Annotated in this window: 18 protein-coding genes and 1 pseudogene; 7 read left to right on the top strand and 12 right to left on the bottom strand. The window is 73.6% G+C overall.

Going from position 1 to position 25,656, the window contains the following annotated elements; translation table 11 throughout:
- Positions 1 to 13 precede the first annotated feature (13 nt).
- From AB0E07_RS17155 to AB0E07_RS17145, 3 genes are all read left to right on the top strand, one after another.
- On the top strand, positions 14 to 1,147 hold the full coding sequence (locus AB0E07_RS17155) for a hypothetical protein (RefSeq protein WP_362251834.1): 1,134 nt from the start codon (positions 14 to 16) through the stop codon (positions 1,145 to 1,147).
- Positions 1,148 to 1,176: 29 nt separating this feature from the next.
- The gene (locus tag AB0E07_RS17150; RefSeq protein WP_362251831.1) at positions 1,177 to 1,359 is read left to right on the top strand and encodes a hypothetical protein; all 183 of its coding nucleotides are present in this window, start codon (positions 1,177 to 1,179) and stop codon (positions 1,357 to 1,359) included.
- Between the two features lie 98 nt (positions 1,360 to 1,457).
- Complete coding sequence (locus AB0E07_RS17145; RefSeq protein WP_362251828.1) at positions 1,458 to 3,368, top strand: HEXXH motif domain-containing protein; 1,911 nt, start codon at positions 1,458 to 1,460, stop codon at positions 3,366 to 3,368.
- Here the strand turns inward: AB0E07_RS17145 and fxsT are convergent.
- From fxsT to sigJ, 5 genes and pseudogenes are all read right to left on the bottom strand, one after another.
- The gene (gene fxsT / locus AB0E07_RS17140; RefSeq protein WP_362251825.1) at positions 3,311 to 7,120 is read right to left on the bottom strand and encodes an FxSxx-COOH system tetratricopeptide repeat protein; all 3,810 of its coding nucleotides are present in this window, start codon (positions 7,118 to 7,120) and stop codon (positions 3,311 to 3,313) included. The two genes, AB0E07_RS17145 and fxsT, sit on opposite strands and share 58 nt — an antisense overlap.
- On the bottom strand, positions 7,117 to 8,049 hold the full coding sequence (locus tag AB0E07_RS17135; protein WP_362251823.1) for an AAA family ATPase: 933 nt from the start codon (positions 8,047 to 8,049) through the stop codon (positions 7,117 to 7,119). The genes fxsT and AB0E07_RS17135 overlap by 4 nt, the downstream gene beginning before the upstream one ends.
- Positions 8,050 to 8,075: 26 nt before the next feature.
- Positions 8,076 to 9,536 carry a hypothetical protein gene (locus tag AB0E07_RS17130; protein ID WP_362251820.1) on the bottom strand — a complete coding sequence of 487 codons (1,461 nt, stop codon included), beginning with the start codon at positions 9,534 to 9,536 and terminating at the stop codon, positions 8,076 to 8,078.
- A 147-nt stretch (positions 9,537 to 9,683) separates the two neighbouring features.
- Positions 9,684 to 10,087 (bottom strand): annotated as a pseudogene (locus tag AB0E07_RS17125) (ubiquinol-cytochrome c reductase cytochrome b subunit); the annotation flags it as partial.
- A 38-nt stretch (positions 10,088 to 10,125) separates the two neighbouring features.
- The gene (gene sigJ / locus AB0E07_RS17120; RefSeq protein ID WP_362251817.1) at positions 10,126 to 11,124 is read right to left on the bottom strand and encodes an RNA polymerase sigma factor SigJ; all 999 of its coding nucleotides are present in this window, start codon (positions 11,122 to 11,124) and stop codon (positions 10,126 to 10,128) included.
- Positions 11,125 to 11,333: 209 nt separating this feature from the next.
- On the opposite strand from sigJ, the gene AB0E07_RS17115 reads away from it, so the two are divergent.
- The 3 genes from AB0E07_RS17115 to AB0E07_RS17105 all read left to right on the top strand — a co-directional run bounded on the left by AB0E07_RS17115 (position 11,334) and on the right by AB0E07_RS17105 (position 13,975).
- Complete coding sequence (locus tag AB0E07_RS17115; RefSeq protein ID WP_004979459.1) at positions 11,334 to 11,579, top strand: hypothetical protein; 246 nt, start codon at positions 11,334 to 11,336, stop codon at positions 11,577 to 11,579.
- A gap of 3 nt (positions 11,580 to 11,582) precedes the next feature.
- Positions 11,583 to 11,960, top strand: coding sequence for a toxin Doc (locus AB0E07_RS17110; RefSeq protein ID WP_362251813.1), 378 nt, complete (start codon positions 11,583 to 11,585; stop codon positions 11,958 to 11,960).
- Positions 11,961 to 12,394: 434 nt separating this feature from the next.
- On the top strand, positions 12,395 to 13,975 hold the full coding sequence (locus AB0E07_RS17105; RefSeq protein ID WP_362251811.1) for an RICIN domain-containing protein: 1,581 nt from the start codon (positions 12,395 to 12,397) through the stop codon (positions 13,973 to 13,975).
- Positions 13,976 to 14,002: 27 nt separating this feature from the next.
- On the opposite strand, the gene AB0E07_RS17100 is transcribed toward AB0E07_RS17105, so the two are convergent.
- The 3 genes from AB0E07_RS17100 to AB0E07_RS17090 form a co-directional block, all read right to left on the bottom strand.
- Complete coding sequence (locus AB0E07_RS17100; RefSeq protein WP_362251808.1) at positions 14,003 to 14,992, bottom strand: 2-hydroxyacid dehydrogenase; 990 nt, start codon at positions 14,990 to 14,992, stop codon at positions 14,003 to 14,005.
- Positions 14,989 to 16,158: a lactate 2-monooxygenase gene (locus AB0E07_RS17095; protein ID WP_362251805.1), complete on the bottom strand. Its 1,170-nt coding sequence runs from the start codon at positions 16,156 to 16,158 to the stop codon at positions 14,989 to 14,991. The genes AB0E07_RS17100 and AB0E07_RS17095 overlap by 4 nt, the downstream gene beginning before the upstream one ends.
- 112 nt (positions 16,159 to 16,270) lie before the next feature.
- The gene (locus AB0E07_RS17090; protein ID WP_362251803.1) at positions 16,271 to 17,863 is read right to left on the bottom strand and encodes a cytosine permease; all 1,593 of its coding nucleotides are present in this window, start codon (positions 17,861 to 17,863) and stop codon (positions 16,271 to 16,273) included.
- Between the two features lie 565 nt (positions 17,864 to 18,428).
- On the opposite strand from AB0E07_RS17090, the gene AB0E07_RS17085 reads away from it, so the two are divergent.
- Positions 18,429 to 18,863 carry a subtilase-type protease inhibitor gene (locus tag AB0E07_RS17085; RefSeq protein WP_362251800.1) on the top strand — a complete coding sequence of 145 codons (435 nt, stop codon included), beginning with the start codon at positions 18,429 to 18,431 and terminating at the stop codon, positions 18,861 to 18,863.
- A 152-nt stretch (positions 18,864 to 19,015) separates the two neighbouring features.
- On the opposite strand, the gene AB0E07_RS17080 is transcribed toward AB0E07_RS17085, so the two are convergent.
- From AB0E07_RS17080 to AB0E07_RS17065, 4 genes are all read right to left on the bottom strand, one after another.
- A complete protein-coding gene (locus AB0E07_RS17080) occupies positions 19,016 to 19,825 on the bottom strand; it encodes a VOC family protein (protein WP_362251797.1) in 810 nt (269 codons plus the stop codon).
- Positions 19,826 to 20,001: 176 nt separating this feature from the next.
- Positions 20,002 to 21,009 carry a Ppx/GppA family phosphatase gene (locus AB0E07_RS17075; RefSeq protein ID WP_362251795.1) on the bottom strand — a complete coding sequence of 336 codons (1,008 nt, stop codon included), beginning with the start codon at positions 21,007 to 21,009 and terminating at the stop codon, positions 20,002 to 20,004.
- Positions 21,010 to 21,166: 157 nt separating this feature from the next.
- Positions 21,167 to 22,669 (bottom strand): MFS transporter, encoded by a 1,503-nt coding sequence (locus tag AB0E07_RS17070; protein WP_362251793.1) that lies wholly within the window; start codon positions 22,667 to 22,669, stop codon positions 21,167 to 21,169.
- A 169-nt stretch (positions 22,670 to 22,838) separates the two neighbouring features.
- Complete coding sequence (locus AB0E07_RS17065) at positions 22,839 to 25,655, bottom strand: NHLP bacteriocin export ABC transporter permease/ATPase subunit (RefSeq protein ID WP_362251791.1); 2,817 nt, start codon at positions 25,653 to 25,655, stop codon at positions 22,839 to 22,841.
- Position 25,656: the final 1 nt, after the last annotated feature.

Here is a 25,656-nt window from a genome sequence, read left to right as displayed (position 1 = left end):
GCACACTGGGCACATGAACTCGCCCGTCCCGCAAGCCGATCCCCGTCTCACCACCGTCGTCGTGGTGGGCGTCGACGCCTACGAGGCGGGGGCGCACTGGGCGCTCGACGGCCCGGTCTCGGACGCCCTGCGGTTCGCGGACTGGTTCCTGGCCCGGGGCGTGCCGCCCGAGCGGATCACCGCGCTGCTGTCCGCACCTCCCGGCCGGTCGGACGCCGCCCGGGAGGTGCCGTACACCGTCCTCGGCGCGGACCGGGCCACCGTGCACCGCACGCTGCTGCGGACCGTCGCGGCGGACTCCAGCGAGCTGCTGTGGGTGGTGTGGGGCGGCCACGGCGTGATCGACACCGAGGGCCGTCGCCGGCTCTTCTACGCCGACGCCACCTCCCAGGACCCGCTCAACCTGGACTTCGACACCCTGCTGACCCACTACCGGGCCGCACCCCGCCATCCCCGCCAGATCTGGCTGGTCGACGCCTGCCAGCTCCCGCACAACCCCTGGCGCGCCAAGCGCCCCCTGCCCCGGGAGGACTACGGCACCCCGATGCCGCGCACCGCCCGCGACCAGGCGGTCCTGTTCGCCGCCCGCCCCGGCGAGGCGGCCGCCAACCTGGCCGGGGCCTCGACGGGCCTGTTCAGCCGGGAGGCGCTGGCCGTGCTCGGGGACGAGGAAGCGGCCGGCCCCGGCTGGCCCCCGGACCCGGGCGTGCTGATGGACCGGCTGCGGACCCGCTTCTCCCGGCTGCGCGCCGAGGGACTCGCCGCCCAGACCCCCACCTACCTGTGGACCCGCACCTGGGACGGCGACGAGGGCCAGCTCCTCGCCCGCGGCGCCCCCGAACCCGACCGCGCCGACTCCGCCGACCTCACCCCCGACCGCCTGCGCGCCCTCACGGACGCCCTGCTCGCCGTCGCGGAGTTCGTGGAACCGCAGGGCCGCGAGGAGATCCTCGGCCTGCTCCGCGTCGGCGTACGGGCCGCGATCCCCCGCCACGCCCGCCCCCGCCTGGACACCATCAGCATCCTCCGCACCTGCGCCCGACGCCCCGGCGCGCTCGCGGAGTTGGCGGAGGCGATCTTGTTGTGCGCGGGGAGCAGCCCGGACGCGGAGGCGGCGCACCGGCTCATCGTCGAAGTGTCCGGGTGAGGCCCGATCCCGGTCTAACATCGGGCCCCATGAACGAGTCCTGTGACGCGGTCGAGGCCGCGAGCGTCGAGTCCTGGCTGCCCCGGCTGTCCCACCTCTCGCTGGACGAGCTGCCCGGCGTCGGGCGGGCCGCGCTCCGGCCGGCGATGGACATGCTGCTCAGCAGTGTCGACAGGCCGTTCAGCACCCGGGGCGGCAGCGAACCGAGTTGACCGAGAAGCGACTCCCGCTCCGCCTTGGCCGGTAATGTGCGCTGCACATCACGCCGGACCGGTCCGGCGCCCAGGACAACGTGAATAGGGAAGCCTTCGTGCGCACGTCAAGCGAAGCCGCCGGGGAATCCGAGAGCTCCGCGCAGCCCCTGCGGCCCCACCGTCTCGACGACGCCTCCTTCGCCATGCTCTGCTCGGCGGGCGAGCACCTCGGGGCGACGCGCGCCCTCCTCGACGCGGAGTACAGCCGCCGTCTGCTGCTGTTGCGGCTGCTCGTGGACGAGGTGTCCGCGCGTCCGGCGGCCGTCGGGGCGCTCGCTCCCGCGGCCGAGGCCTGGGACCTGCTGGCGCGGGCCCAGCGACGGCAGCCGGAAGCGGTGCACCGGCTCCTGATGGACCCGCAGACCGGGCTCTGGGCCGCCCACGCGCTGCGTCGGCTGCGCGGTTCGGAGGCATCCCCCGACCCGCTCTGGGCCGACGTCGGGCAGCTGCACGCGCTCGCGGCCGCCGGCGCCGTCCTCGCCGGCGGCGACTTCCGGATCACCGTGCCGGCCCGCGCCGGGGCCGTCCTCCTGCCCGGTCTGGGACGCGCGCGACTGGACGGCGCCGGTCCGTGGAGCACCGCCGAGGTGAGCGCGCACGACGGGACCGTCCGAATCCGGGCCGCGGAGGGGGGACCGGCCGTGTGCCTCCCGGTGGACCCCGCGGTCGACGCGCCCGACTGGTCGGGCACGCGCCGGATCTCGGTCCGTCACCTCGGGCTCGCCCTCACCCTCGGCGTCGACGACCTGGCCCGCTACCCCGTCATCGCCGGGACCGCCGTACCCGGGCGACTGGACGACGCGGAACTGTCGGCCTGGCGGCGCGCACTCGACCGGGCGTGGGCGCTGCTCGTCGAGGACCACCGCGAGAGCGCCGAGGCGCTCGCCGCCGGACTCTTCTCCCTGGTGCCGCTGCCCGCGGCGGAACGCTTCCGGCCGCGCAGCGCCTCCGCCTCGGAGGCCTTCGGCTGTGTGATGGTCTCCGCGCCCGAACCCGGGGCCGACGAGGACGAGGCGGCGGTCGAACTGGCCGTCACCCTGGTGCACGAGTTCCGCCACACCCTGCTCAACGGCCTGATGCACCTGACCACCCTGGCCGAGGAGTGCGCCGACCTCTTCCACGCGCCGTGGCGGGACGACCCACGCCCGCTCAGCGGCGTCCTGCACGGAGCCTTCGCCTTCTCCGGTGTCGCCCGCTTCTGGCGGGACCGCGCCACCCGGGCCGAGGGGAGCGCCGCCGAGCGCGCCCGTTTCGAATTCGCCCTGTGGCGGCGGGAGTCCAGAGCCACCCTGGAGGCGCTGCGGGCCCATCCCGCGCTGACCGGAACAGGCCGCCGCCTGGTGCACGGCCTCCTCGCGAGCATCCGTTCCTGGGACACCGAACCGGTGCCCGAGAGGGTGCTGCTGCTGGCCGAGCAAGCCGCGGCCCATCAGCGGGCCGCCTGGCGCGCCCACCACGTCCGGCCCGACGAGGCGACCGTGCGGGCCGTCGCGGAGTCCTGGCTGGACGGCGGCCCTCCGCCGGCCGCGCTGCCCGGCGGCAGCGTCGCCACCGACTCCGCAGGCTGCCGCCTGGACGCCTTCGCCCATCTGGTGCGGCTCAGGATCACCGACCCCCGCACCTTCGAGGCCGCCCGGCGCGGCGGTCCGCGCCCGAAGGACGTCACCCCCGCCGACCTGGCCTATGTGGCGGGCGACCTGACCGAGGCCACCGCGCTCTACGCAGAGCAGACGCACCGGCCCGCCGCGTGGGGCGCCCTCGGGCTGCTCCTCGACCACGACGGCACCGCGGCCGGGCGGCCGGAGGTTCTGCGCGCCGTGTCCCGGGCCGTCACCCGGCGCGCGGGCCAGGCGCCGCCGCCCGCCGAACTCGCCGGGTGGCTGGGCGGCGCCCGGGACACGGGCCGCGCTCACAGGGGCAGCGGATCCACGTCACAGTTCGCGCGGTCGTCCCAGGACACCGCCTGACGCACGGCCGGATGGTCCGCGCCGAGGGCCCGGTTGAGCCGTTCCGCCGTTCTGCTGTGCAGCCGCTCCGCCTCCTCGTCAGCGCCGAGGGCCCTCAGGTCGAGCGGCAGGTTGGCCGCGCAGGCCAGGGTGGAGGGGTGGTCCTCGCCGAGCACCTCCCTGGAGATGCCCAGGGTCCGCTCGTCCCGCTCCCGGGCCGCGGCGAAGTCGCCCAGCGCGTAGAGGTCGCTGGCCAGGTTGGTCGCGCAGACCAGGGTGGTGGGGTGGCGTTCCCCGAGGACCCGGTCGAGTTCCTCCAGGGCCCGTTCGTCGACGGCGCGCGCGGCCTCCGGGTCGCCGTGCAGCCGGAGCGTGACCCCGAGGTCCACCTCGGCGGACAGGGTGTGCGGGTGGGTGGGGCCGTAGACGTCGGCGTACTGCCGGTGGACCTGCGCGCCCATGCTCCGCGCCGATGTCAGGTCACCCGCGTGCCTGAGGTCGATGGTGAGTTCCAGCGTGGACGCGAGGGAGCCGGGGTTGCTCTCGCCGTACCGGCGGACCAGGTCGGACTGGGCCCGCTCGGCCGCGGCGAGCGCCTCCTCGTGGTGGCCGGCCTTGCGCAGCGCGACCGCCAGGTGCCGCTGGTTGGAGAGGGCGAACGGGGTGTCGCGACCCAGCAGCCCGATCGCCCGTTCGGTCAGTTCCCGCTGGTAGGTGAGGGCGGTGTGGTAGTCGCCCAGTTCCCTTATGTCGAGGATCAGACCGAGCCAGGTCACCAGGGACACGACATGGTCCTGGCCGAAGTGCTGCTGCTTGACGTGCCAGGTCTCCGTGTCGATCTCCCGGGCCCGGGCGAAGTCGCCCACCAGGCGCAGGCTGACACCCAGGTTGTGCGCGGCGCGCAGGGTCTCCGGGTCCTCGGCGCCCAGCAGCCGCACGTACCGTTCGTGCACGGACTCCGACAGTTCCAGGGCGGACTGGAAGTCGCCCTTGTTCCGCCGGTCCACGGCCACGTTGCCGAGCGCGTCCAGGGTTTCCTCGTGGTCCTCGCCCCGCGCGCGCCGGCAGGTCTCCAGCACCCGGTCGTTGACGGTGGCGGCCTCCGCCCAGCGGCCCATCAGGAACAGCACGACCCCGAGCCAGCGGGACACCTCCATGGTCTGCGAGTCGTCCTCCCCGCCGTCCTGCCGCCAGCACGCGTAGGCGGACCGGGCCAATTGGAGGGCCGCGTCGTAGTTGCCCGAACGGCACAGGTAGCGCACCTCGTTGACGATCAGCTTGCGCACCCACTGGTCGGACGAGCCCACCGCCTCGGAGACGACCAGGTGCGGATACAGCTCGCCGTACCGCGGCCAGTGGCCGGCGTTGTGCGGGTCGGCGGGGTCGTTGGCCGCGAGCAGCAGATGGGTACCGGTGCGCATCCGCCGCCGTTCGGCCTCCGTCATACGGGATTTCAGCGCCTCCTGGACGAGCCGGTGCATCTGAAGGGCGTTGGTACGGAAGTCGAAGCGGGCCAGGGAGTAGCGCCCGATCTCCCGGATGGCCTGGCTCAGCCGGATCGGGTCCCTCAGCACGGTGTCCAGTTCGGGAGTGATGGTCGCCTCGCGGCGGCCGGCGAACAGGTTGCGGGCGATCGACTCGGGCGCGCAGAAGGCGCACAGCTGGAGCAGCTGCATCGCCGCCGGGTTCTTCGCCTCCAGCTGGTCCAGCGAGACGTTCCAGGCCGCTATCACCGGGAGCTGGTAGTCGAGCGGGGCGGACAGGCCCAGCAGGTCGACCAGCTTCTCGTCCAGCAGCCGCAGGTATTCGTCGGCCGGCATCCCTGTCTCGGCCCGCCAGGCGGCGGCCTGTTCGACGGCCAGCGGCAGATCGCCGAGGGCCTCCGCGAGCCGGTCGGCCTCCTCGTCGGTGAGGTCGGGCCCGCGGCGCCGCAGCAGGGCCACACTCTCCGGGCGCCGGAAGACGTTCACCTCCAGCGCCTTGGCCACGCTCGCCCACTGCGGGTTGCGCGAGGTGACGAGGATGTTGCCCGGACCGCCGGACGGGAAGTAGGGGCGCACGGCCTCGGGACTGTCGGCGTTGTCGAAGACCAGCAGCCAGTTGTCGTAGGGCTTGCCCCGGCGCAGTGCCTCCAGCACCGCCGTCACCGACCAGGTGGCGTCGCTGCCCGCCTCCAGTCCGAGCTTCGGCGCCAGCTCCGCCAGGGACAGGGCGATCTGCGCGGTGCGTTCGGCGGAGATCCACCAGACGAGGTCGTAGTCGCCGAGATGGCGGTAGAGGTACTCCACGGCGAGCAGGGTCTTGCCGACCCCGCCCATTCCGTGCAGCGCGTTGGGCAGCACCGCGGTCGCCCTCTCCTTGCGCAGCCTGCGGCGCAGCGCGTCCAGCAGGTCGTCCCGGCCGGTGAAGTTGGGGTTGCGCGGAGGGACGTTTCCCCAGACGGCCGGGGTACCGGGGTGGCCGTTGGTGCCCGGGGGCGTGCCCGGCGGGACGTCCTTGCGGGGCTGCGCGGGGTTGCTCGGCTGGTTCACCAGATCCTCCTGCTTCCGCAGGTGCGAAGGGGGCGGTGTGAGGACGTACGGAGCGGTACTGCGCGGTGCGGGGCCGGAGCCGATCAGTCGTTCCAGTTCCCGCGCCGTGGAGGTGTGCGGCCCCGACAGGGCGTGCAGCACCGCGATCTGCGGCTCCGCCCAGGCGCGGGCCCCGGGGCCGTCGGCGACGGGGAGCGGAGTCCGCCGCCCGGCCAGCAGGTCGGGGACCTGCCACAGGGACCGGGCCGCCGGGCCCAGCTCCTCGCCGACCAGGGCGACGACCTGCCGGAGTTCCTCCGACCGCCCGGCGGCCAGCAGTTCGCCGCGGACGTCCGGTGCGAAGTCGTAGGCGACCCGCGGGGCCGCCGCCGGATCGGGGCCGGTACGGGCGTGGACCAGCCCGTGGGTGAGCATCAGGGTGAAGTCGGCGATCCTGGCCGCGGGGCGCAGCCGGGTGAGGAGCCGCCGGATCAGCGGGACGGCGAGCGGTGCCGCCGCGAGCAGGGGGGCCAGCGCACGCACCTCGGGTGAGACGGCCCGGCGGAAGGCCGCGACCCGCGCCGGGGCCCCGGCGTCGGCGCGCACGTCCGGCGCTGCCTCCCGCCGGGCGGCGGCGAAGGTCACCGGCAGCCGGACCGAGGGCCCCCGCTCCCCGGAGACCAGACGCACCCACGAACTCAGACTGCGCGGCGCCAACTCCAGCACCGGCACCGGCAGATGGGCCCCGTTCTCGTCGGGCCCGCCCAGAGCGAGCCGCCGCGGGCCGACGCTGTGCCGGCGGTTCGGCGCGCCCGGCCCCGCCGAGCGGAGCGACAGCGGCCAGGTGGGGACACCGGACTCGGGCCAGGCGGGATGGGGCAGCAGATGGACGACGGCGAGCGGTCCCGCAGCCGCCCACCGGTGCAGCGCGTGCCCCAGCTCTCCGGTGCGCCAGCCGGGCGCGTTGCCGTCGGTGACCACCAGCGTGAGCCGGTTCGCGCGCGTGCCGCCGGGTGGCAGGGGGCGCAGGGCGCACCGGTCGACCCGGCCGAACACACCCGAGCGGCGCAGCAGTTCGGTGAACTCCGCGGCCGTGTCCTGCCACACCGCCATCACGGGATCGGGGTCCACCGCCACGACCGCGTCCCAGCGGGCCCGTCCGGGCACGGCACGCAGCCCGCGCAGCGCGCGCAGGATGCCCTGCGGGTCGGCGATGTCCGTCCAGCGCGCGGACGGGGCGCCCCGATCGTTGACGGACGTCATGGCCCCTCCGGTGCGGCCGCCCGCCAGACGGCGTCGAGGGCCGCGCTCTCCTCCTCACTTTCCCCGATCGCGGCCAGGGCACCCGTGTGCGCCAGGTGCAGCGCGTCCAGGAGTCGATGGGCCGCTCCGGGGTGTTGCCCGGCCCGGTCCAGGAACGCCTCCAGGACCTCCCCGGGCACGTCGGGGAACCGGGCCCGGCCCAGCTCGGCGAGCCGCTCCCGGGTGAGCGCGGGCAGCTCCAGCCGGACGCACTGCCGTACGAAGGAAGGCGCCAGGTCGCGCTCACCGCCGGTCGTGACCACGACGAACGGCGGTTCGTGGCACCGTACGAGGCCGTCCCGGACCGTCGCCGTCGTCCCCGGGTCCCAGGTGTGCACGAGGGAACGGTCGGGGCCGAGCAGCTCGGGGATCGTGAACTCCCCGTCGTGCAGCACGGCCAGCAGTTCGTCGGGCAGGTCGAAGCCGCCCCGGTCGAGGTCGTCGAGGAGCACGACCCGGGGTAATCGGCGGGGCAGCAGCGCGGTGCCCAGCGGTCCCAGCCGGACCGTGCCGTCGCCCGCCGCGCGGTACAGCCCCTCGGCGAGCGCGGTGGCGCCGGTCACCGGCCAGCGCAGCACCGGTCCCAGGCCGAGTTCGCGGGCGACCCGGTGGGCGAGCGCCGACTTCCCGGTGCCCGGCGCGCCGCCGACCAGCAGCGGACGGCGCAGCCGGAGCGCGGTGTTGACCCGCGCCGCCTCCTCGGGGTCGGGGACCCGCGGGGTGCCCGGGTCCCCGAGGACGGACACCGCCTTCTCGTCGTGCGCCGGCACGGGCGGTTCGTCCGGGCCTCCGCGTCCGGCGCGCCAGGGCGGCGGGGCGGACCACCGGCGGTCGCGTTCGACCGGGTCGAGCGGTACCCCGGTGCCCCGGTAGAGCCACCAAGTGTCCATGGACGTCTCCTCCCTGTGCGGCGTGGTCACAGCGGTTTGCGGTCGGGGTCGTCCCACAGCACCGCGAGGTGCCGGCCGATCTGGTGCTCCGGCGCGGCCGAGCCGAGCGCCGCGGCCTGCCGCCGGAAGCGGGTGATGCGGGGCAGCAGGTCGGCGAAGCCGTCGGCGAAGAGTTCGCCGAGGACCTGGCGGAACTCGGTGGTCGACTCGCCGGTACGGTGCCAGACGACCACCGGATAGCCCGTGCGCAGCGCGGTCTTGAACTCCAGACAGCCCTGGGCGCGGCCGTCCTCCGGGGGTTCGCTGAGCACCGCGGCGACATACTCCTCGTCCAGCAGTCCGGGGACCACGTGCTGGTGCTGGGGGCCCGCCGGGATGCTCCAATAGACGGATCCGCTCGTGGGCTCCTGCCGCAGCCGTTGCCAGCGCAGCCGCCATCTGCCGTGCCAGCGCTGGTCCAGCAGCCGCTCCAGGCTGCGGATGACCACGGCCGGATAGGTCATGCCGAGCGGCAGCGGGGGGTCCTCGGAGGTGTCCAGCGGCCAGGACTCCACCGGCAGGTTGATCAGTTCCAGCGGGAGCACGAACTCCAGCCGCAGCTGTCCGGGCCGGTCGCCCTCGGCCCGCTCCACCTCGGAGATCACCTCGCTCACCGTGCGCTGGAGGTCCGCGAAGGGGATCACCGCGCTGTCCCGGCGCCCCTCGAAGTCGGGCCCCCGGGCGTCGGAGTGGAACCAGTACGACACGGTGTAGTGGCCCTCGTCCAAGGGCGCCGGCATGATCCTGATCGCCAGGTGCTCGTCGTGGGTGGTGAGGTGACGGTCCGTCTGACGGGGGTAGCGTCTGCGGTCCAGCGCGTCCCCGAAGTCCCAGCGCACGGCCTGCTGCCGGTTGATCGCGCGGACCTCCCGGCGGTGCGCGTCGTCGAGCCGGCCCGCCACCTCCTCCAGGTACGCCATCCAGGGCGGGATCTGCTCGGGTGCCGTGTTCTGCCCGACCAGGTACAGGAAGTCCGACCAGGGGGTGGTGGAGTGCGGGGGCGGGGTCCGTAATCGGGCGGAGGTCGCCCGCGTCACCAGACGGCCGCGCTCCTCCGGGTGGAGCGGCAGCGGCAGCAGGCTGGACTCCAACAGGGGCCAGCGCGTGAGGAGTTCGGCCGGGAGGGTGCACGCGGCCTTCCACTCGTCGCCGAGCCGGAACATCGTCAGCGACTCCGCCGAACCGGGATCCAGCAGATCCAGCACGGCCGCCAGACAGGACAGCCCGTCGGGGGCGCGGCCGTCCGGGGCGCCTCGCATGCAGAACCTCAGCAGGGCGACGAACTGTCCGCGCGGGACCGAGTGCCGGGTGAGCCGTCCGTTGCGTCCGAGCCGTTCGAGCACCAGATCCAGGAACTGTTCCCGGTCCTCGGACGAACGCAGACCGTCGCAGTCCACCAGGACGTCGACGGCGGCGCGCCGTACCCGGTCCTCGATCTCCTCGCGCAAAGGAGGCCCCCCTCCGACGTCCCGTCCGGGACGCGCACCCTCGCTCTGTCCGACGACCCGCCGGTACCGCCAGTGACACAAGATTAGGGGTCACGGTCGCCGGGGGAAGGGAATCGGCGGACAGGGCGCGCGAGGGCGGGGCGGCGGCTATCGGCGGCGCGGGCGCGGCAGTTCGGCCGGTGGATCGTGTTCGACGTACTCCCGCGGGCTTTCGTGCGCGGTCAGGGTGTGCAGGCGGGCCCGGTCCAGGGCTCGTGGACGGCTACGTACCCGCCGTGCGGGAGGCGCTTGATCAGGCCCGTCTCCCGTCCGTGCGCGACGAGTTCGCGGTCGCGCAGTTGCAGGCCCAGGCAGATACGGCGGGTCAGGACGTAGACCCCCACCGGGACGACCAGGACGCCGATCCTGATGCACCAGGTCACCGTGTTGATGGACAGGCGCAGTTGGGTCGCCACGATGTCGTTGCCGCCGCCGGCCCGGAGGATCAGACAGAGGGCGGTCCAGGCGGCGCCCAGGCCGGGTTGACCGTCGCGATCGCGGCGAGGACCGTCAGCGTGCCGAGCACCAGGAAGAAGAAGCCGGGCGCCCTTCATCCCTCCTCGCTCTCGGCCCGCTCCACGTGGGTCAGCTTCTCGGGATTGGTGACGATGTAGACGTCCGAGATCCGCTCCCCGTCCGGCGTGAGGTCCATGACCATCACCGCGTACGGTTCCTCGCCCTGGAACAGCACCGCCGCCTCGTCGCCGTTGACCCGCCGGTAGTGCAGCTCCAGGTTCCCCTCGCCCTGCCGGGACACATGCCCGGTGAGCAGCCGGACCACCTTCTCCCGCCCCCGCACCGGACGCGGGCCCGACCCCTTGCGGTGGCCGCCGCCGTCCGACCAGACCGTGACGTCCGGCGCGAGGATCTCCAGCAGCTCCCCGATGTCCCCGCCGAGCGCGGCCCGCACGAACCGCTCGGTCGCCTCCCGCCGCACCCGGGGATGGGTCCGGTACAGGGGCCGTCGCGCGTGGACATGGGCGCGGGCGCGCCGGGCCAGCTGCCGCACGGCGGCCGGGGTGCGGTCGAGGATGCCGGCGATCTCGGTGTGCGGATAGCCGAACACCTCGTGCAGCACGAACACCGCGCGCTCCAGCGGCGTCAGCGACTCCAGGACCACCAGCAGGGCCAGCGACACCGACTCCGCGCGCAGCGCCGGGTCGTCCGCGGCCGCGGACGCGTTCTCGTCCCGCTCCACCAGCGGTTCCGGCAGCCACGGTCCGACATAGGACTCCCGGCGCCGGCTGATCGCCGCACGCCGGCCCAGCGCGTGGTTGACGGCGACCCGGACCAGGTACGCCCGGGGGTTGACGATCCCGTCCAGCGGGTCGCCGCCGCCCCGGGCCGTCCAGGACAGCCAGGTCTCCTGGAGCACGTCCTCGGTGTCGGCGACACTGCCCAGCACGTTGTAGACGACGCCGAACAGCAGCTCGCGATGGCGAAGGAACTGATCGGTCGCCTCAGCGGCTCCAGTCGCCTCGGCCGGGTGGTCGGGGTCGTCGGTGTGGTCGGTCTGGTCGGTCCGGTCGGTCAGGGATGTCTCGGACATACGGTGGCCTCCGCAGCGGTGCGCTCGGTCATGGGAGGGCCCGAGGCGCCCGTTCTGTGACACCGGAGCGGCATACTGTGACGCACGTCTCAGCGTCACGCTCGTCCGGTACGCGGGGAAAACCCCGGTACCGCCCCCCGGGTACCGTTGGACACCCCATGTGACCTGGGTGTATTTACGCGTGAGTACCCGAGCGGTACCTTGAGCTCATGCCAGCTCTCAACGTGGAGTTCAGCGACCGCGAGCTTGAGGACCTGCGGCAGATCGCCAAGGAACGCGGTACGTCGATGAAGGCGCTCGTCCGGGAGGCGGCGGCCGCCGACATCGCCCGGCACCGGGCGCTCCAGGAAGGCGCGGAGGCCTTCCGCCGTTTCTTCGCCTCGCACGCCGACGAGTTCGCGGCCGCCTTCCCGGACGACGAACCACCCGCCAAGGGCGAGGGGCGGGCCGCCTGACCGATGGCACCCGTCGTCCACATAGACGTGCCCTGGCTGCTCCAGCGGCACGAGGAGGTCCTCCCGGACCAGCCCACCGTCAACGACTTCTCGGCCCTGGTCGCCGCCGTGGCCCGGCACCGGGTCGATCCGCCGCGCCTCGGCGTCAACTCCGACCCGGCCTGGCGGGCGGCCGCGCTGCTGCACACCCTCGCCCTGCTCAAGCCGCTGCCCGCGGCCAACGCCCGGTTCGCCTGCGCCACCGCCGTTGCCTACATGTTCGTCAGCGGCGCCGGTATCGACCCGCCCTACGGGGCCCTCGTGGACCTGGCCCGGGACCTCATCGACGGCAAGACCGACGTGTTCGGTGCCGCCGACCGGCTGCGCTCCTGGCAGATCTGAACCGCGGCGGCCCCGCCGCCCTCGGGGCCGCCGACCGAGGGCGGATGGAGAAGGGTCGGCGGCCCTGAGCGCAGAGAAGCCTCCCCTGCCCTGCGCTGGGCCTCCCGAGGGGCCGGTGCCCAGTCCACTACGCCCTCCCCGGCACCGGGAGCGTGCGTGGCCCCCGGGCACGGGTGTGGGATTCACACGGGGCGCAGGGATTGGCGAAAACCCGTGCAGGTGAAGGAAGTTGAGGGGGAATCTGACTTTCTTTCAAAGGTGCGGATGTTGCCCGAGTGCCTTGTTGGGCGTGAGTGGTCTGTGCAAGGGTTATCACCGTCCGTGCGGGGGTCATAGCCGGGTCGCATTCGCGCCGATGGGGGATCGGGCCGGACGGTCGTCGGTGAATTCACGCTCCCCGCGCACTTCTCCGCGCGTGGGAAGGAATCCGCTCTGTGCCCACCCCCCACCCCCCTCGCCCCCCGTACCCCCCGCCCGCCGGTGTCCCCGAGGAATCGGACGAAGGACTCGCCGCACGTCTGAGAGGCAGACCGGACGGCGAGACCGCACCCGTCGTGGCGCTGCTGATGGCACGTCACTGGAAATCCGCCCACACCTACGCGACGATCTGTCTCGCCTCCCGGGCGGACCTCGCCGCGATGGTCACCACCGCCGCCGTCCACCACGTCCTCGACCGCCTCGCACTCGGCGAACCGGCCATCGCGCTGCGCCCCCGGCTGCTGATCGCGGTACGGGACACCGTCCGGGTATGGGCGGCCGAGGAACGGATATCGGCGGTTCTGCCGGAGCTGAAGAAACCGGCCGGCGGCCGCGGTATGCGCGCCGCGAAGTCCATGACGGCGGAAAATCGCAAGTTGGCCGGACGTTCATTCAACGCCCTTCCCGGACTGGCCCGGTGTCTGCTCTGGCACACCGAGGTGGAGGCGGAACCGATATCCGTACCGGCTGGTCTGCTCGGCATCGATACCGACACCGCGACCATCGCGCTCGAACAGGCGCGTGAAAAATTCCGCGAGGGCTGCGTGATCGCCCACCGGGAACTCGCGCCGACCAAGGATTGCCGCTTCTACAACCGCCTCCTCGACGTCCCCATTCGCCGCGGCGGCGCCCTGCTGCCGGAGGTCCGGGACCATCTCTCGGAGTGCCGGTACTGCCGTTTCGCCGCCGAACAGCTGAGCCATTTCGAAGGTGCCCTGGACAACCTGCTCGCCGAGGCGGTGCTCGGCTGGGGCGCCCGACGCTATCTGGACTCCCGCCCGAACCGCGCCCAGCAGGGCACCCGGGGCCGGGGCGCGGCCCGGCACGGGCGCCGCCGACGCCCCCTGCTCAAGGTCCCCGCGCAGGTACGCCGGGTGATGGACGGGCCCCGCCCCTCGCGGGCCCTGCTCACCGGTGTCGGTATCGCCTCCGCCGGGCTGCTCGCCTCGGTCGTCGTCGCCGGCGGCTGGTCCGACGACGACGGCACGGCCCCGGCGGCCTCGGCCACCAGCCGGGAGACGGGCGACGAGGCCCCGCCCACGGTGTCGTCCGCGCCCCCGGGCACGGCACAGCTCCCCGTACCGCCCCGCACCACCCGGCTGCGGGTCGCCGACTCCGGCCTCTGCCTGGACGTCCGGGGCCGCCCCGCGTCCGGAGCAGGCGCCGAGCTGGCCGACTGCTCGGCGGCGGACACCCAGCGCTGGTCGTTCGAGGAGGACGGGCTGCTGCGCAGCGCCGCCGCCCCCGAACTGTGCCTGGACTCCCACGTCGACGCCGGTGTCGTCGTCCTCGGCCGGTGCGCCGACGACGAGGACGGCGGCCGCGCGGACGACGTCCGCTACGACCTCACCGTGCAGGGCGAACTGCTGCCCCGCTGGGGCGATCAGCTCGCCCTCGCCTCCACCACCGGCGCGGTGGGCGCCGACATCGTGGTCAAGGTCCGGGACGGCTCCGACGCCCAGCGCTGGCTGGCCGCCGACGGGGAGTCGGAGGAGCCCCGTTCGCTGTCGGTGGCCGCGCCGCCCCGGGCCGGCTGACCACGGCGCGGGCCGGGACCGTCTTCGCTACCGGCCGCCCCGGCCGACCTTGTCGAGCGGCTCCCGCCCGGACAGGAATCCGGCGACGTTCGCCACCGCGGCCAGCGCGATACGGACCAGGGTCTCGCGGGTGACCCCGCCGGCGTGCGGGGACAGCACCACGTTCGGGGCGCGCAGCAACCGCAGGGCCGGGGTGGGCGGTTCGGGGTCGAAGACGTCGATGCCCGCCCCGGCCAGGGCGCCCTTCTCCAGCGCGTCCGCGAGGGCGTCCTGGTCGATCAGGGCGCCTCGCGCGGTGTTCACCACGAACGCCGTCGGCTTCAGCAGCGCCAGCCGTCCGGCGTCCAGCAGATGCCGGGTGTCCTCGGTGAGCGGCGCGTGCAGGGAGACGTAGTCGGCAACGCGCAGCAGGTCGTCGAGCGGGAGGTGGCGGGCGCCGCCCAGCCGGGCCTCCGTCGCCTCGTCGACCCGGTTGCGCCCCGCGTAGACGACCTCCATGTCGAACGCCACGGCGCGCCGGGCCACCTCCCGGCCGATCCCGCCCAGACCCACGATGCCCAGGGTCTTGCCGGACAGCTCGGTCAGCGAGCGCTGGAGCCGGGGCAGCGCCCAGTCCGCCTCGACGAGCGCGAGGTGGGCGGGGACCAGCCGTTTGGCCAGGGCCAGCATCAGGGCGAAGGTCTGCTCGGCGACGTTCTGCGCCTCGGCGCCGCTGGAGCCGATGGTGCACACCTCGACGCCCCGCTCGCGCGCGGCGGGAAGATCGACGTAGTCGAACCCGTGACTGGCGCACTGCACCAGTTCCAGCGCCTCGGCGGCCGCGAGGTGCCGGGCCGTCACGGGGGCGAGCCCGGTGATGATCGCGCGGGCCGAGCGCAGCGCCTGAGGGTCCTCGTCCGCCGCCTCCACGACGGTGACCCGCGTCCCCTCGGGGAAGAGCGTGGCGAGGCCCGCTCCCACGGTACGGCCGCCCACGTGCGGGGCGATGACGGCGAGGACGTCGCAGGGGCCGCTCACGCGGGCCCCTCGACGAGGTCGGCGGCGCTGAGCGAGCCGGGTCCGGCGTGCCCCGACAGGGCGAGGGTGAGGTCGAGTTCGGCGAGCAGACAGCGGATGACGTGCTCGACGCCCGCCTGTCCGTCCAGCCCGAGCCCGTAGACGTAGGGCCGTCCCACGAGCACCGCGCGGGCGCCGAGGGCGAGGGCCTTGGCGATGTCGTCGCCGGTACGGATCCCGCTGTCGAAGAGGACGGTGAGCCGGTCGCCCACCGCGTCCACCACCCGGGGCAGCGCGTCGGCCGCCCCGACGGACCCCGCCACCTGGCGGCCGCCGTGGTTGGAGACCACGATCCCGTCCATCCCGGCATCGGCCGCCGCCCGCGCGTCGTCCGGGTGCAGGACGCCCTTGAGGACGATCGGGCCGTCCCAGTTCTCCCGCAGGAACGCCAGGTCCGGCCAGGTCTTGCCGGGGTCGGCGAACATGCCGACGAAGTGCATCACCGCGGCGTTGGGGTCCTCGTGCACCGGCTTGGCGAGGCCGGCCAGGAACGCCGGGTCGGTGAAGTAGTTGGCGGTGCCCACCCCGTGCAGGAACGGCAGGTACGCCTGGTCCAGGTCGCGCGGGCGCCAGGCCAGCAACGGTGTGTCCAGGGTGACCACCAGCGCGGTGTACCCGGCCGCCTTCGCCCGGTTCAGGAAACTCCGGGCCACCTCCGGGTCCTTCGGCCAGTACAGCTGGAACCAGCGCTCGGCGTCCCCCATGGCCTCGGCGACCTCCTCCAGGGGGGTGCTGGAGGCCGAGGACAGGACGAAGGGCACGCCCTGCGCGGCGGCGGCGCGGGCGGCGGCGGGCTCGGCGTCCGGATGCATGATCGACAGGACGCCGACCGGGGCGAGCGCCAGCGGCGCGGGCAGGGCGCGGCCGAGCACCTCCACCGACATATCCCGCTCGTGCACGTCCCGCAGCATGCGCGGAACGATCCGGTGCCGGTCCAGGGCGGCCCGGTTGGCGCGGGCGGTGCTGCCGGCGCCGGCGCTGCCGGCCACGTAGCCGACCGGGCCGGGGCCGAGGCGGCGCTCGGTCAGCTCCTCCAGCCGGGTCAGATCGGTGGGGAGCCGGGGTACGGCACCCGTCATCCCGTTGAGATAGATCTCGTACTGGAAGTCCGCCCAGTGCTTGGCCATCGAGTCGGTCCCGCCCCTCGTCGCTGAGAACGCGCAGTACGGGAGACCATACCGACCGGTAGGCAGGAGTCCAGGGGTGGGGGCGGGCGGGCCCGCGCCCACCCCTGGACGGTCAGTTGGGTGCCGTGGCGGACGGCTCCGGGGCCCTGGCCGCCTCCTGGGTTCCGGGGCCGGTGATCGGCGGGACGGGCACGTCGACCGTGCGGGCCAGCCGCGCGCCCTCGGGGCCGTACACCGCACGCGGTTCGGGGAACAGCCGCAGCAGCGACAGGAACAGCACGGCGGCCACGGCCATGGACAGCGGCAGGCTGATGTCCACGCCGTTCGCGAGATCGCCGAACGGACCGACGAACTGGCCGGGGATGTTGGTGAACAGCACGCCGAGCAGCGCGGACACCCACCAGGCCGTCATGCCCCGCCAGTTCCAGCCGTGCGAGAACCAGTAACGGCCGCCGCGCTGACGGCGGTTGAAGACCTGGAGGGCCTCCGGGTCGTACCAGCCGCGCCGGGTCCAGAAGCCGAGCATCATCACGACCATCCACGGGGTCGTACAGGTGATGATCATCGTGGCGAAGGTGGAGATCGACTGGACCAGGTCCAGCGCGAACCGTCCGACGAAGATGAACGCGATGGCCAGAGCGCCCACCAGCACGGTCGCCCGCACCCGGGACAGCCGCGGGAAGACCGAGGAGAAGTCGAGACCGGTGCCGTACAGGGCCGTCGTACCGGTCGACATGCCGCCGATCAGCGCGATCAGGCACACCGGCAGGAAGAACCAGCCCGGGGAGACGGCGAGCAGCCCGCCGACGAAGTCCGGGGCGGCCGGATCGACGTACTCGGGCGCCTTGTCGGCGATGATGCTCGCGGTCGCCAGGCCGAAGACGAACGGCAGCAGGGTGGCGATCTGCGACAGGAACGCGGCGCCGATCACCTGGCGGCGCGGGGTGCTCGCGGGGATGTAGCGCGACCAGTCGCCGAGGAACGCCCCGAACGAGACCGGGTTGGAGAGCACGATCAGGGCCGCGCCGATGAAGGACGGCCAGAACAGCGACTGGGTCGCCGCGTCGGCGGAGTCGGTGAACACGCCCGCGTAGCCCGGGTCGAAGTCGCCGGCGAAGGCCACCGCGCCGAGCACGAACAGCACGCTCGCCGAGACGACCGCCACCTTGTTGACGAAGAGCATGAACCGGAAGCCGTATACGCACACCGCGAGGACCAGGCCGGCGAAGAGCGCGTAGGCCACGACGTACGACAGGTCGCCGCGGGAGAGGCCGAACAGCCGGTGCGCGCCGCCGACCAGGGCGTCGCCCGAGCTCCACACGGAGATCGAGAAGAAGGCGACCGCGGTCAGCAGGGAGAGGAACGAGCCGACCACCCGGCCGTGCACACCGAGGTGCGCGGAGGAGGACACGGCGTTGTTGGTGCCGTTCACCGGGCCGAACACGGCCATCGGACACAGGATCAGGGCGCCCGCGACGACGCCGAGGAGGGTGGCGGCCAGACCCTGCCAGAAGGAGAGCCCGAACAGGATCGGGAAGGCACCGAGGACACAGGTGGAGAAGGTGTTGGCGCCGCCGAACGCGAGCCGGAACAGGTCCAGCGGGCCGGCGGTGCGGTCGGCGTCGGGGATGCGGTCCACGCCGTGGGTCTCGACCTCCGTCAGGGACGGGGGAGCGGACTGCGGCGACGGGGGTGTCGGGGACAACGGGGGCTCCAGCGGGGCGGCGCGGCGGTGGAGCGCGGGGTGACGCGGCGAGGGGGAGGGGGACGGCCGCGCGCCGGCGCGGGGGTGTGCGTGGCGCGGACGGGCCGTCCCTCAGGGGTGTGGCGACGGTACGGCCCTGGTCACGGCGGGTGCCAGCTGATGATTCATCCATCTTTCGGCCCGCGGGTGGATGATTCCTCCACCGATGGGGCGGGCCCGGAGGGCCGGGACGGCGCTCGCCCGGTGACCGTCGACGGGCTCGAACATGAACAACAGGGGCCACGGAGGGATCGAACCGGACCGGAATCGGAATGTTTCAGGCCGATTGCGGAGCACATGTAAACAGGCCACTTGGCTGCTTCGGGCGATCAAGAATCGCCCAGCCACGGGGTTGGAACGTTCGAACTCCGTTACTTCACGCCACTGTTTCAATACGCAATGTTACTGAAACCTGTGGGTCCGATGTGTGTTCCGGCGGCGGACTCGGCAGACTCGCCGTCGCCGGTTGCCGACCCGATCGGGCGAGCGCCGGCACACCCCCGATTCGAGCGGAAGGATGCACACAATGCGGAACACCGCGCGCTGGGCAGCGACCCTCGGCCTGACGGCGGCAGCCGTCTTCGGCCCCCTCGCCTCGGCCGCCCCCGCGGCCCCCGGAAACGCGCCCGCCTCTCTCTACGCCCCCTCGGCGCTGGTCCTCACCACGGGCCACGGTGAGAGCGCGGCGCTCGCCGCGCCGGAACGCGCCGTCACCCTCGTCTGCGCGCCCTCGGCCTCCGGCACGCACCCGGCGGCCGCGGCGGCCTGCGCGGACCTGCGCACCGCGCAGGGCGACTTCGACGCGCTCACGGCCGACAGCGGAGTCCTGTGCACCAGGGAGTACAACCCCGTGGTGGTCACCGTCGCGGGCGTCTGGCGCGGAGAACGGGTCTCCTACGAGCGGACCTTCTCCAACGAGTGCGTCAAGAGCTCCCTCGGAGCGAGTGTGTTCGCGTTCTGAGGGACCGGGATCGCACGGCAACCGTGAACAAGAGCAGTGACGCGTAGCTGGGGAGTGCGAGTCCTGTCGCGGAGCCGGTGATCTCGTACCGAGGACCGGCCGGGCGGAGTGGGGCCGCCCGGTCGGTACCTCGTACTCGGGCCCCGGGCCCGCTAGCGGGCCACGGGCTTGAGCACCACGAAGTCGGCGCCCGCCGGGTCGACGCAGACGGAGAGCCGGCCCACGTCCTCGGAGTCCTCGGGCGGCATCTGGACGGTGCCGCCGTTCTCGACGACCCGGGCGACGGCCGCGTCGCAGTCCTCCACGTCGAAGACCGGGTGCCAGTACGGGGTCCCTCCATTGAGGGAGAGGTACTCCTTGGGCATCGCCATGATGCCGCCCTGCATCCGCTCCGCGGGCAGTCCCGCCGGCGTGATCAGGGCATACGCCCCGGCGTCGCCGGGCAGCGGAACCTCGCCGTACCACCAGCCGAAGACCTCGGTGTAGAACTTCCTCGCGGCGTCGGCGTCGGTCGTGTACAGCTCCGTCCAGGACAGCGAGCCCGGCCGGTCCACGACCTCCATGCCGGCGTCGGTGCCCGGCTGCCAGACCGCGAACTGACCGCCGAGCGAGTCGTTGTACTGGGCCATCCGGCCCCACTCGCCGAGGTCGCGCGGGGCCACCCGCACCGTGCCGCCGGCCTTTTCGACCGCCTGGGTGGTGGCGTCGGCGTCGGCGACGTTGTAGTAGATCATCCAGGCCGACCGCGCACCCTCCTCGGTGAGCTTGCCGAGCCCCGCGACGGTCTTGCCGTCGCGCTTGAACATCCCGCCTTCCATCTCCTCGCCGTCCGTCGCCTCGCCCTGCATGGGCTCGTACGTCCAGCCCAGCACGGCGCCGTAGAAGGCCGCAGCGGCCGGTACGTCGGGCGTGCCGAGATCGATCCAGCAGGGGACGCCGGGGACCGGGTCGGTGGTGATCATGAGCTTTCCCTTTCGGAGGTCCGTCTCAGCCACCCTCGCACCGGCCGGCCCGCCCCGCAGGGCGGCACCCGGCCGGCGAGGACGGCTTCCGGAACTTGGACCGTGCCCGTCACCGAAACTCATCGCTGCCGTGTCCGGCCCTTCCCGGAGGGCCGGACACGGCCCGGGGCGCTCGTTCAGCCGCCGACGCCCGCGAGGCGCAGCGGCGCGGGTTCGTGCGGCGGGGCGGACTCGTCGGCGCGGGCCGCCCGCGCCCACCAGGACGGGCCGTCCTCGATGTGCCGCAGCAGGATCCCCTCGCGGATCGCCCAGGGGCAGACGGTGACCTCCGTCAGCCCGGTCAGCTTCATCGCCGTGTGCGCGATGATCGCGCCGGCCAGGCTCTGCGCGGCGCGCGGGGCGGAGATGCCGGGCAGCCGGGCGCGTTCCGCGGCGGGCAGCGCGGCCAGCCGGTCCACGGCCAGCCGCAGGTCGTCCCGGTGCAGCAGCCGTTCGGTGAACGGGCCGTGGCGCCCCGGCGCCGCCCCGCACAGGCGGCCGAGCTGCTGGAAGGTCCGGGACGTCGCCACCGCCGTACGCGGTCCCTCCCAGCGGATCCGCGCCGCCGCGTCCCGCAGCTGATGGCGCACGCTGCGGCGCAGCGCCCGCATCCGCTCCGGCGAGGGAGGGTCCTCGCCCGCGAAGAACTCATGGGTCAGCCGGCCCGCCCCGAGCGGCAGCGACGCCGCGAAGTCCGGCAGCCGGCCCCTGCCGAAGGCCACCTCCAGGGAGCCGCCCCCGATGTCCAGCAGGGCCAGCGGCCCGCACCGCCATCCCATCCACCGCCGTGCCGCGAGGAAGGTCAGCTCGGCCTCCAGCTCGCCCGGCAGCGTGCACAGGTCCACCTCGGTCCGCGCCCGGACCGCGCCCAGCACCTCGTCCCGGTTCGGCGCGGCCCGCACCACGGCGGTGGCGAAGGCGACCGGGTCGGCGGCGCGCCACCGCGCGGCCGTCCGGCTCGCCTCCCCGACCGCGTCCACCAGCCGTTCGACGGCCTCCTCCGGTACGGCGTCCCCCGGCCGGACGTCCGCGGACAGGCGCAGCCGCCACTTGGCGGTGTGCACCGGCAGCGGAACCCCGTCCCGGGCGTCCGCGACCACCAGTCTGACCGTGTTCGATCCGACATCCACCACGCTGATTCGCATGGCCGGGCGGTACCCGTTTCCGGTCCGAGTGAACTGACAACGCTTCACCGAAGGCCGGATCCCGCCGAAATCCGGCCAGTGCCGCACCGGCACGACGAGGGGCCGCCGTCTCCCTGAGGACGGCGGCCCCTCGTCGGGTCCCGGTGCGACGGGACCGTCACATGTGGACGACCGGTGCGGCGTCGGCGTCCTGCTCCGGCACGCCGGGGCGGAAGAGGAAGAAGGAGATCACCGCGCCGGCCGCGAACAGGCCGGCCGACCACCAGAACGCGGTGGTGTAGCTCTCGATCGTGGCCTGCGCCCGCACGGCCGGGCTGGTCGCGTCGTGACCGGCCAGGTAGTCCGTCGCGGCGCTCGCGGCGAGCGTGCTGAGCAGTGCCGTGCCGATCGAACCGCCCACCTGCTGCATGGCGTTGACGGTCGCGGAGGCGACTCCCGCGTCCTCGGCCGCCACCCCGCCGGTGGCCAGCTGCATCGCGGGCGGCATCACCATGCCGAGGCCGGCGCCGATGACGATCAGCGGGGGCAGCACCGCGGTCAGGTAGTCCGAGCCGACGCCGATCCCGGACAGCCAGGCCATGCCGCCGGTGGCGATGGCGAAGCCCAGCGGGAGCACGATCCGCGGGCCGAAGCGCGGCACCAGCACGGTGGTGCCCAGCTGGGCCGCGACCATCAGCGCGCCGACCATCGGCAGGAAGGCGACACCGGTCTTCGTCGGGCTGAAGCCGAGGTTGAGCTGGAGGTAGTAGGTGAGGAAGAGGAAGACGCCGAACATGCCCGCGCCGGTGAGCAGCACCGTGAGGAAGGAGGCCGCGCGGTTGCGGTCGAGCAGGATGCGCAGCGGCAGCAGGGGGTGGGCGGCCCGGGTCTGCCACCAGGCGAACGCGGCCAGCAGCACACCGCCGGCGAAGAGGAAGCCCCAGGTCAGCGGGGAGCCCCAGTCGTGGCTCTCGGCATTGGAGAAGCCGTAGACGACGGCGAACAGACCGGCGGCGACCAGGACCGTGCCCGGCACGTCCAGCTTGGAGTTCGCGGCGTCCCGGTGGTTCGACAGCAGCAGCCAGCCGCCGGCCAGCGCGACCAGCGCGATCGGCACGTTGACGTAGAGGGTCCAGCGCCAGTCCAGGGCGTCGGTCAGCAGCCCGCCGAGCAGCAGGCCCACCGCGCCGCCCGCGCCGGCGATGGCGCCGTACACGCTGAACGCCTTGGCGCGTTCGCGTGCGTCGGTGAACGTGGTGTTCAGCAGGGAGAGCGCGGCCGGCGCGAGGAGGGCGCCGAAGACACCCTGGAGGGCCCGCGCGACGACCAGCATCTCGAAGCTGGTGGCGGCGCCGCCGAGCGCGGAGGCCGCGGCGAAGCCTAGGACGCCGATCAGGAAGACGGGCTTGCGGCCGAAGAGGTCCGCGAGACGCCCGCCGAGCAGCAGGAGCGAGGCGAACGCCAGCGCGTACGCGGTGACGATCCACTGCCGGTTGCCGTCGGAGAAGCCGAGGTCGGCCTGGGCCGAGGGGAGGGCGATGTTCACGATGGTGGCGTCCAGCACCACCATCAGCTGGGCCAGCCCGACGACCGCGAGGATCCACCACCGCTTGGCCGAGGAGTTCGGCGACTCCTCGGTGGCGCGCCCGGGGGCGCTGTCGGTCAGGGTCTTCTGGGACATGGGGAAACCACTCCAGGGAACGTCGTTCGGGCCTCGCCGCGGAGGGGGCGCCTGAACGAAACGGTTTCGTACACATCGAGATTAGAGCAGCTCCAGCGAAACGGCAAAGTTTCGTTAGCGCTGTGCGCGGGTTCACACCCCGAGCCCCGCCCCGAGCCCCGCCCAGGGCTCAGGCCAGCTGGCGCCGCACCAGCTCGTGCAGCCGCCCCCCGGCGTCCGCCAGCAGCTCGGCCGGCGACCCGACCTGGGCCACCTTCCCGTCCTCCATCACGATCACCCGGTCCGCGTCCAGCACGGTCGACAGCCGGTGCGCGATCACGATCCTGGTCGCGTTCAGCGCCTTCGTGCTCTCGATCACCGTGCGCTGCGTCTCGTTGTCCAGCGCGCTCGTCGCCTCGTCGAAGAAGAGGATGCGGGGCCTGCGGATCAGCGCCTGGGCGATCATCAGCCGCTGGCGCTGGCCCCCGGAGACGGCGCCGCTGCCGGAGACGATGGTGTGCAGGCCCATCGGCATGCGCTCGATGTCCTCGGCCAGCCCCGCCAGCGCGGCGGCGGCCATCGCCTCCTCCGGGGTGTAGGGCTCGGTGCCGCAGATGACGTCGAGGATCGAGCCGGTGAACGGCTGCGCGTGCTGGAGCACCACCCCGCACTGGCGGCGCACGGCCGACCGGTCCAGGGCGGCCAGGTCCTGGCCGTCGTAGAGGACGCTGCCCGAGACCGGCCGGTCGAAGCCGATCAGCAGGCGCAGCAGGGTCGACTTGCCGCAGCCGCTCGGGCCGACGACCGCCACGAACTCGCCCTCGCGGACGGCGAAGGACACGTCGTCCAGGACGAGGGGCCCGTCGTCGCTGTAGCGGAAGGACAGCCGGCGGGCCTCGATCGCCCCGGTCAGCGGGCCGGGGCGGGTGCTCGCCGCGCGGACCTCCGGGGCGGCCTCCAGCACCGGCTTGATCTCCTCGAACAGCGGCAGCGCGGCCACCACCGACACCAGCGCGCCGGTGAGCTGGGTGACGGAGGTCAGCAGCATCGTCACCGAGGTGTTGAAGGTGAGGAACGCCGCCGCCGACATCGAACCGCGCGCCGGGCCCGCCAGCAGCATGAACATCAGCAGAGTGCACACCGGCAGGTACACCGCGCCCAGCACCGCGCTCAGGTTCTTGATCCGGCCGACCCCGCGCTGCAGTTCCCGGCTCCGCGCGAACTGCGCGGCCCAGGCGGCGTACGCGTAGTTCTCGGCCGCCGCCACCCGCAGTTTGGGCAGTCCGCGCAGGGTCTGGAACGCCTGGTTGTTCAGCTTGTTGCCGAGCACCACCAGACGCCGCTGCCAGCGCACCTGCCACAGCCCGAGCCCGAGGAACACCAGCGCGACGAGCACCAGCATCCCGATCGCCGCGAGCGCCATCGGCACGCTGAACCACAGCAGCAGGCCCAGGTTCACCGCGCCCACGGTCACCGCCTGGGCCACCGTGGGGCCGACCCCGGCCAGCAGCCGGCGGATCGCGCTGACGCCCATGGCCGCGCTCGCCAGCTCACCGGTGGAACGCTCGGTGAAGAACTGCGTCGGCAGCCGCAGCAGCCGGTCCCAGACGGCCGGCTGGAGGGTCGCCTCGATCCGGCCCTCCAGCCGCAGCACGGTCAGGTTCTGGAGCAGCAGGAAGGCCGCGGCCACCACACCGCCGATCATCACCGCGAGACACACCTGCGCGATCGGGCCGGTCTGCGCCCTCGGCACGAACTCGCCGAGCACCTTGCCCGTCGCGATCGGCACCAGCGCCCCGATCGCGACCGTCACCAAGCCGCTGAGCAGCAGGTTCGTCAGATCTCCCGAGGTGCCGCGCAGAGTGAACCTGAGCAGCCGCAGCGGGCTGAGCGCACGGTCGGGCAGCGGCCGGTAGAACATCACCGCACGGGGTTCGAACTCCTCCGCGTTGGCCTTCTCCACCGGAGTCTCCCGGCCGGTCGCCGGATGCACCGCGACATACCCGCCGCGCCGCCACAGCAGCGCGACCGGCGCCCCGGACAGCGCCCGGTGGCCCACCAGCGGGCCGACGTTCTCCCGCCACCAGCGCCCGTCCAGACGCACGGCGCGGGTCCGCACCCGCGAGGCGAGCGCCACCCGCTCGACCGGGTCGAGCCGGTCGCCGCCGGCGCCGCCGCGCGCGGGCTCGGTCAGCGCGATCCCGGCCGCCTCGGCGACCAGCCGGCAGGCCGCGTACGTGGCGTCCGCGTCGGCGGCGGTGGCACGCGGCCCCGACCGCTTGCCGATCGAGGCCAGCAGGGTCCGGTCGGCCTGCGCGCGGACCGCCTCGCCGGCCTTGATGCCCGCCGCGGTCCGGGACTCGTGGGTGCGCTCCAACTGCTCGATCCAGCGGTCCAGCGTGGTCAGCAGGCGGTACTGCTGATCCACCATGCTCTGCCACAGGGCCGGGTCGACCAGGAGATCGGCGGCCGCCTCCTGGCCGTACAGGGCGCCGTACTGCACGCTGCCGGGCGGCACCTGCATCCACAGCACGTCGTCGTCGGTCAGCTCGGCGGCCCGCTCGTGCGCCGTCGGCGCCTGGAAGAGGACCGACAGACTGCGGCCGACGCCGAGGGCGAGGGCGTACTCCAGCGGGCTGCTCGTCGGCGGGACGTACCGCGGGGTGCCGTACTCGTCGTAGGACCAGGTCTCCGTGGGGGCGGGCTGGTACAGCTCGCGCAGTCCCACCCGGTGCACCACGCAGTCCCTGAGCGGGCGCGCGACCAGCGTGTGCCGCGCTCCCGCGACCGGCCCGAGGAGCAGCGAACCCGCTTCCAGCCGGCCCAGATGGTGCCAGTGCCCCTGCTGCTCGGCGTCCACCGCGAACAGGTCCAGCGCGCCGGACGCGACCAGCCACAGCACCTGCGGGCCTTCGAGGTCCAGGCGGTTGAACCCGGCGCAGTCGACCCGCGAACCGAGCCCGCCGATCGCGTTCAGCACCAGGTCGCCCTCGTGCACGGACGTCATC

The sequence above is a fragment of the Streptomyces sp. NPDC048002 genome, assembly GCF_040653275.1.
Classification (GTDB): Bacteria; Actinomycetota; Actinomycetes; order Streptomycetales; family Streptomycetaceae; genus Streptomyces.
This window is presented reverse-complemented; position numbering and strand designations above follow the sequence as displayed.